General features: G+C 59.6%; 6 protein-coding genes and 1 tRNA gene. 5 read left to right on the top strand and 2 right to left on the bottom strand.

The annotated features are described in order from the left end of the window. Nucleotides 1-941, top strand: a 941-nt coding sequence (locus DBR24_RS09300; RefSeq protein WP_146189005.1) for an HlyD family secretion protein, incomplete at its 5' end; no start/stop codon positions are given. Nucleotides 942-990: 49 nt separating this feature from the next. Continuing rightward, on the top strand, nucleotides 991-2,481 hold the full coding sequence (locus DBR24_RS09295; RefSeq protein WP_177490498.1) for an MDR family MFS transporter: 1,491 nt from the start codon (nucleotides 991-993) through the stop codon (nucleotides 2,479-2,481). 210 nt (nucleotides 2,482-2,691) lie between these two features. On the opposite strand, the gene uvrB is transcribed toward DBR24_RS09295, so the two are convergent. Continuing rightward, nucleotides 2,692-4,707, bottom strand: coding sequence for an excinuclease ABC subunit UvrB (gene uvrB / locus DBR24_RS09290; protein ID WP_123463446.1), 2,016 nt, complete (start codon nucleotides 4,705-4,707; stop codon nucleotides 2,692-2,694). Between the two features lie 337 nt (nucleotides 4,708-5,044). On the opposite strand from uvrB, the gene DBR24_RS09285 reads away from it, so the two are divergent. After that, the gene (locus tag DBR24_RS09285) at nucleotides 5,045-6,241 is read left to right on the top strand and encodes an amino acid aminotransferase (protein WP_128614578.1); all 1,197 of its coding nucleotides are present in this window, start codon (nucleotides 5,045-5,047) and stop codon (nucleotides 6,239-6,241) included. Nucleotides 6,242-6,465: 224 nt separating this feature from the next. Then, entirely contained in the window at nucleotides 6,466-6,666 is a 201-nt protein-coding gene (locus DBR24_RS09275) for a hypothetical protein (RefSeq protein ID WP_093432044.1), read from the top strand. Here DBR24_RS09275 and DBR24_RS09270 read toward each other — a convergent pair. Beyond that, complete coding sequence (locus DBR24_RS09270) at nucleotides 6,663-6,893, bottom strand: hypothetical protein (protein ID WP_123463450.1); 231 nt, start codon at nucleotides 6,891-6,893, stop codon at nucleotides 6,663-6,665. The genes DBR24_RS09275 and DBR24_RS09270 overlap by 4 nt on opposite strands. A 220-nt stretch (nucleotides 6,894-7,113) precedes the next feature. Between DBR24_RS09270 and DBR24_RS09265 the strand changes: the two genes are divergently transcribed. Further along, a tRNA-Asn gene (locus tag DBR24_RS09265) sits at nucleotides 7,114-7,189 on the top strand. Nucleotides 7,190-7,326: the final 137 nt, after the last annotated feature.

The following is a 7,326-nucleotide window of genomic DNA, read 5'->3' as shown; positions in this document are numbered from 1 at the left end:
CCGATAACGCCTATGTCCAGGGCGAAATCACTCGCGTCTCCAGCCAATTGAGCGCGCGCATCGACGAAGTGCTGGTGCAGGACAATCAACACGTGGAAAAAGGCCAGTTACTGGTGCGCCTTGAGCCCAATGACTTCCGCCTCGCTGTCGATCGCGCCAATGCGGCTCTCGCTACCCGCGAGGCCGAGCGCTTGCAGGCGCAGAGCAAACTGACCCAGCAATCGAGCCTGATCGCCGCCAGCGACGCGCAAGTGGCGACCACCCAAGCCACCCTCGGCCGTTCGCAGATGGATCTGTCGCGTGCGGAAACCTTGCGCAAACCCGGCTACGTTTCCGAAGAACGGGTAACCACCCTTTCCGCCGATGCCCACATCGCCCGCTCACAGGTGGCCAAAGCCCAGGCCGATGCGCAGAGTCAACGCCAGCAAGTCAACGCACTGACCGCCGAGATCAAGCGCCTCGACGCACAGATCGCCAACGCCCGCGCCGATCTCGCCCAGGCCGAACTCAATCTGACCCGCAGCGAAATCCATGCGCCGATCAGTGGCCTGGTCGGCCAGCGCGCCGCACGCAACGGCCAGGTCGTACAGGCCGGCGCCTATCTGTTGTCGATCGTCCCCGATGAAGACATCTGGGTTCAGGCCAACTTCAAGGAAACCCAGATCGGCCACATGCAGCCCGGACAGAAAGCCGAGCTGACCTTCGACGCCTACAGCGACACCCCCATCGAAGCACGGGTCGACAGCCTGTTCGCCGCCTCCGGTGCGCAGTTCAGCCTGTTGCCACCGGACAACGCCACCGGCAACTTCACCAAGGTCGTACAGCGGATTCCGGTGAAACTGACCTTCAAGGCCGACAACCCGCTGCACGGCAAGATCCGCCCGGGCATGTCGGTCACCGCCACCGTGAACATCAAAGACGCCCCGGACAATGGCCGGTGATTCGCTGATCCGCCCGGTCGGTGAACCGACCCGGCGCGACTGGATCGCGGTGATGAGCGTGATGCTCGGCGCCTTTATGGCGGTACTCGACATCCAGATCACCAACTCCTCGCTGAAAGATATTCAGGGCGCACTCTCGGCGACGCTGGAAGAAGGCTCGTGGATTTCCACCTCGTACCTGGTCGCGGAAATCATCATGATCCCGCTGACCGCGTGGCTGGTGCAGTTGCTCTCGGCGCGGCGGCTGGCAGTGTGGGTGTCGCTGGGTTTTCTGGTTTCGTCGCTGCTGTGCTCGATGGCCTGGAGCCTGGAAAGCATGATCGTGTTTCGTGCCATGCAAGGTTTCACCGGCGGCGCGCTGATCCCGCTGGCGTTCACCCTGACCCTGATCAAACTCCCCGAGCACCACCGCGCCAAAGGCATGGCGATGTTCGCCATGACCGCGACGTTCGCCCCGTCCATCGGCCCGACACTGGGCGGCTGGCTCACGGAAAACTGGGGCTGGGAGTACATCTTCTATATCAACATTCCGCCGGGGCTGATCATGATCGCCGGGCTGATGTACGGGCTGGAGAAGAAGGAAGCGCACTGGGAACTGCTGAAAAGCACCGACTACACCGGCATCCTCACCCTTGGTGTCGGCCTCGGTTGTCTGCAGGTATTTCTCGAAGAAGGCCACCGCAAGGACTGGCTCGAATCGAACCTGATCGTGACTCTGGGCAGCATCGCCCTCATCAGCCTGATCACCTTTGTGATCGTGCAGATTTCCAGGCCCAATCCGCTGATCAATCTCGGCATCCTGCGCAATCGCAACTTCGGCCTTTCGAGTATTTCCAGTCTAGGCATGGGCGTCGGGCTATACGGTTCGATTTATCTGCTGCCGCTGTATCTGGCGCAGATCCAGAACTACAACGCCCTGCAGATCGGCGAAGTGATCATGTGGATGGGCGTGCCGCAGCTGTTTCTGATTCCACTGGTGCCGAAGCTGATGAAGTTCGTGTCGCCGAAATGGCTGTGCACGCTGGGCTTCGGACTGTTCGGGCTGGCGAGTTTTTCGTCGGGGGTGCTCAACCCTGACTTTGCCGGGCCGCAGTTCAATCAGATCCAGATCATCCGCGCCCTCGGCCAGCCGCTGATCATGGTGACCATTTCCCTGATCGCTACGGCGTACATCCTCCCGCAGGACGCGGGGTCGGCGTCGAGCCTGTTCAATATCCTGCGTAACCTTGGCGGTGCGATTGGCATTGCTCTGCTCGCGACGCTGCTGGATGCGCGGACCAAGACCTACTTCGATTATTTGCGCGAGGCGGTGGTGCCGACCAATCCGCAGGTGGCTGAGCGCCTGGCGTCAATGACCGACAGGTTTGGCAGCGACACGGCGGCGTTGGGCAAGTTGAGTGAGATCGTCCATCAGCAGGCGGCGATCATGGCCTACAACGATGCGTTTCACTTTGTCGGGATTGCGCTGGGGATCAGCATGCTGGCGATTTTGCTGACCAAGAAATTGCCGCAAGGGCTGAAGGCTGGGGAAGCCCACTGATTTTTGTGCCGCCTGTAGCGGCCTTATCGCTGGCAAGCCAGCTCCCACAGGGATTGATGGTGTACACGAAATGTGTGAGCACCAAAGGAAACCAAGGAGCTGGCTTGCCAGCTCCTATAGGGATTGATGGTGTGCACGAAATGTGTGAGCACCAAAGGAAACCTGTGGGAGCTGGCTTGCCAGCGATGAGGCCCTATCAGGCAACATCAATCAAACAGCCAAAAGCCGCTCGCGCAATTTGGCAATCTCATCACGCATCTGCGCCGCCGCTTCAAACTCCAGATCCCGCGCCAGCTGATACATCTTCTCTTCCAGTGCGCGAATACGTTTGGCGATCTCGCTCGGCGAGCGCAATTCGGCCTCGTACTTGGCGCTTTCTTCGGCCGCCTTGGCCATGCCCTTGCGCTTCTTGCTGCGCGAACCCGGCACGGTGGCGCCTTCCATGATGTCGGCAACGTCCTTGAACACGCCTTTGGGCGTGATGCCGTTCGCAAGGTTGAAAGCAATCTGCTTGTCGCGACGACGTTCGGTTTCACCGATCGCCCGCTCCATCGAACCGGTCATGCGATCGGCGTAGAGAATCGCCCTGCCGTTGAGGTTACGTGCCGCACGGCCAATGGTCTGGATCAGCGAACGTTCGGAACGCAGGAAGCCTTCTTTGTCCGCATCGAGGATCGCCACCAGCGACACTTCCGGCATGTCCAGGCCTTCGCGCAGCAAGTTGATCCCCACCAGCACATCAAACGTGCCGAGGCGCAGATCGCGGATGATCTCGACCCGCTCGACGGTGTCGATGTCCGAGTGCAGATAACGCACGCGCACGCCGTGGTCGGCGAGGTAATCGGTCAAGTCTTCGGCCATGCGTTTGGTCAGCGTGGTGACCAGCACCCGCTCCTCGACCGCCACGCGCTTGGTGATTTCCGAGAGCAGGTCATCGACCTGAGTCAGCGCCGGACGCACCTCGACTTGCGGGTCGACCAGACCGGTCGGCCGCACCACTTGCTCAACCACCCGCCCGGCGTGCTCGGCTTCGTAGTTGCCCGGTGTCGCCGAGACGAAAATGGTCTGCGGGCTGACCCCTTCCCACTCATCAAAGCGCATTGGCCGGTTGTCCAGCGCCGACGGCAGGCGGAAGCCGTATTCCACCAGCGTCTCTTTACGTGAGCGGTCGCCCTTATACATTGCGCCGACCTGCGGCACGCTGACGTGGGATTCGTCGATCACCAGCAAGGCGTCGGCCGGCAGGTAATCGTAGAGCGTTGGTGGTGCAGCACCGGCCGGACGTCCGGACAGGTAGCGCGAGTAGTTTTCGATGCCGTTGCAGTAGCCCAGCTCGAGGATCATTTCCAGGTCAAAACGGGTGCGTTGCTCCAGACGCTGAGCCTCGACCAGTTTGTTGTTGCTGCGCAGGTATTCAAGGCGTTCCTGCAATTCGACTTTGATGTGTTCGATTGCGTCGAGCAGGGTTTCCCGTGGCGTCACGTAGTGACTCTTCGGGTAGAAAGTGAAGCGCGGCATCTTGCGGATGACTTCGCCCGTCAGCGGGTCGAATGCGGAAATGCTTTCGACCTCGTCATCGAACAGCTCGATGCGGATCGCTTCCAGATCGGATTCCGCCGGGTAGATGTCGATCACATCGCCGCGCACCCGGAAGGTTGCCCGGGCAAAATCCATGTCATTGCGGGTGTATTGCAGGTCCGCCAGACGCCGCAGCAGTGCGCGCTGGTCGAGTTTGTCGCCGCGATCGACGTGCAGCACCATCTTCAAATAGGTTTCCGGACTGCCCAGACCGTAAATGCACGACACCGTGGTGACGATGATCGCGTCCTTGCGTTCCAGCAACGCTTTGGTCGCAGACAAGCGCATCTGCTCGATGTGGTCGTTGATCGACGCGTCCTTCTCGATAAAGGTGTCGGACGACGGCACATAGGCTTCGGGCTGGTAATAGTCGTAGTACGAAACGAAGTATTCGACGGCATTGTTCGGAAAGAACGCCTTGAACTCGCCGTACAGTTGCGCAGCGAGGGTCTTGTTCGGCGCCAGCACCAGCGTCGGACGCTGTACCTGAGAGATGACATTGGCGATGCTGAACGTCTTGCCCGAGCCGGTCACACCGAGCAGCGTCTGGTGCGCCAGCCCGGCTTCGATGCCCTCCACCAATTGGCGGATGGCTTGCGGCTGATCGCCGGCGGGCTCGAAGCGGGTGACTAGCTGGAATTCGGACATACACACCTCTGGGATCGCAGCGTTCCGAGCAAAGCGGAACACCACGGGGACGACCGCAAACGACCGATGTCGCGCAAGAAAAAACCTGGATTGTGCTCAATGTGGAGTCGATTGCCTCGGCTTTCAAGGTAAACGTCCTACATCCAGCAAAGTCTCTGACAGGGTCAATCGACTAACGGTCAAGAAATAATCGGAAAAACTTACCCGAAATGCCGATTCCGCTGTCGCCATTGCTCAGTGATGGCCTCTATACTAGCTCCCCGTTTGTGCACCGCTCTAGTGCATTCGGCTGGAGCGCTACACGTCCCTCCACTCTCCATTCAGAGCCGCCGTAATAATGAGCCTGTTCTCCGCTGTCGAAATGGCACCCCGCGATCCAATCCTGGGCCTTAACGAAGCTTTCAACGCCGATACCCGGACCACCAAGGTCAACCTGGGCGTTGGCGTTTACTGCAACGAAGAGGGGCGAATTCCACTTCTGCGCGCCGTGATCGAAGCCGAAACCGTTCGAGCTGCTCAACACGCTTCGCGCGGTTACCTGCCGATCGATGGCATCGCTGCCTACGACCAGGCCGTACAGAAGCTGCTGTTCGGTAACGACTCGCCGCTGATCAGCGCCGGTCGCGTCATCACCACTCAGGCCGTCGGCGGAACCGGCGCACTGAAAATCGGTGCTGACTTCCTCAAGCAACTGCTGCCGAACGCTGTTGTGGCAATCAGTGACCCGAGCTGGGAAAACCACCGCGCGCTGTTCGAAACCGCCGGCTTCCCAGTGCAGAACTACCGTTACTACGACGCCGCCACCCACGACGTGAACCGTGCCGGCATGCTCGACGACCTCAACGCCCTGCCGAATGGCTCGATCATTGTCCTGCACGCCTGCTGCCACAACCCGACCGGCGTCGACCTGACCCCGGCCGACTGGAACAACGTGCTGGACGTGGTCAAGGCCAAAGGTCACGTGCCGTTCCTCGACATGGCTTACCAAGGTTTTGGTGACGGCATCGACGAAGACGCCGCCGCTGTGCGCCTGTTCGCCGAGTCCGGTTTGACCTTCTTCGTCTCGAGCTCGTTCTCCAAGTCGTTCTCGCTGTACGGCGAACGCGTTGGCGCCCTGTCGATCATCAGCGAATCGAAAGAAGAAAGCGCGCGCGTGCTGTCGCAGGTCAAGCGCGTGATCCGCACCAACTACTCCAACCCGCCGACCCACGGTGCAAGCATCGTCGCCGCTGTGCTGAACAGCCCGGAACTGCGCGCCCATTGGGAAGCCGAACTGGCGGAAATGCGTCTGCGCATTCGTGGCATGCGCGAGCAGATGGTTGCCCTGCTGGCGGAAAAAGCCCCGGGCCGCGACTTCAGCTTCGTCGGTCGTCAGCGCGGCATGTTCTCCTACTCCGGCCTGACCACTGAACAAGTGCATCGCCTGCGTAACGAGTTCGGCATCTACGCCCTGGACACCGGCCGCATCTGCGTGGCGGCGCTGAACCAGAGCAACATCAAGGCCGTGACGGATGCGATCGTTCAGGTCATCTGATTCCGCTTTGCGATGAAAAACGGGAAGCCTTGCGGCTTCCCGTTTTTTATTGTCACGAAACAATCCCTATCCCCTCTAAACTGCACACATGTCCAAATGTGGGAGCGAGCTTGCTCGCGAAAGCGATCTGTCATTCAACATCGTTGTCGACTGACATGACGCCTTCGCGAGCAAGCTCGCTCCCACAGGTGATGAGTACATTCCAGAATTTTGTGAGATCAGATATGAAAAACGACAACCTGCGCGCCGACCGTGACGATCTGGATGATTTCATCCCCCGCGCATCGGCAAAACGCCAAAAGAGCCTGGTGCTGCAAGTCGCCGCCGGGGTGTTCCTGGGCGGCCTGGTCCTTTGGCTGGTGCAACTCGCAGCCACTGCGGCTTACGCCAAACTGATGATGGGCACCATCACCTTCGGCAGTTAAGCCAGTTCGGTCGCACGCTGACTCGCGGCGTCGTCATAAACGACGTACAGCGATTCGGCGATCTGGCTTTTGATCGCCTTGGTGCTTTCCAGGCCCAAGACAAACCCTTCGGCCTTGCCACCGGCGCGGTTCAATTCCTCGGCGGTGCTGGCCTGGGTGATTGCATCGAAGAGTTTTTCGGCGTGGGGACCGACGCCCTTGGGCAGGCTGATTTGCGCGATGCTCATGCGAACACCTCGCTGTTGCGGGACAAATGGTTCATGGCGCGGACCTTTTTCGGCGAATGGCCGGCAGCGCGTGTGACCACTTCCGGGCGGCCATGGTAGACCTCTGCTGCAGTTCTGGTAACCGCCAATCGCTGACAAGTCACCGCCCATCCAGAAGATTCAGTGTTTTTTATAACCGATGCTTGACTTCTCTTTTTGAATCAGTAACATACGCACCAATTCCGCAATAGCTCAGTTGGTAGAGCAAATGACTGTTAATCATTGGGTCCCTGGTTCGAGTCCAGGTTGTGGAGCCAAATAGCAAAGCCCCTGAATCGAAAGATTCAGGGGCTTTTTTGTGGGCGCTCGAAAAGATCAAACAAAAAGGGCCGATCTGCGCGTAACAGATCGGCCCTTTTCTATTCACAGGCAGCCGTCAGACATGCTCACCGCT

The organism is Pseudomonas sp. HMWF006, from assembly GCF_003061205.1.
In the GTDB taxonomy this organism is placed as follows: Bacteria; Pseudomonadota; Gammaproteobacteria; order Pseudomonadales; family Pseudomonadaceae; genus Aquipseudomonas; species Aquipseudomonas monsensis.
Note: the sequence above shows the minus strand (reverse complement) of the source record. Positions and strands in the feature narration are given on the sequence as shown.

Coding starts and splice junctions, on each gene's coding strand:
- uvrB (WP_123463446.1), bottom strand. CDS start 4,707: ATGTCCGAATTCCAGCTAGTCACCCGCTTCGAGCCCGCCGGCGATCAG.
- DBR24_RS09285 (WP_128614578.1), top strand. CDS start 5,045: ATGAGCCTGTTCTCCGCTGTCGAAATGGCACCCCGCGATCCAATCCTG.
- DBR24_RS09275 (WP_093432044.1), top strand. CDS start 6,466: ATGAAAAACGACAACCTGCGCGCCGACCGTGACGATCTGGATGATTTC.
- DBR24_RS09270 (WP_123463450.1), bottom strand. CDS start 6,893: ATGAGCATCGCGCAAATCAGCCTGCCCAAGGGCGTCGGTCCCCACGCC.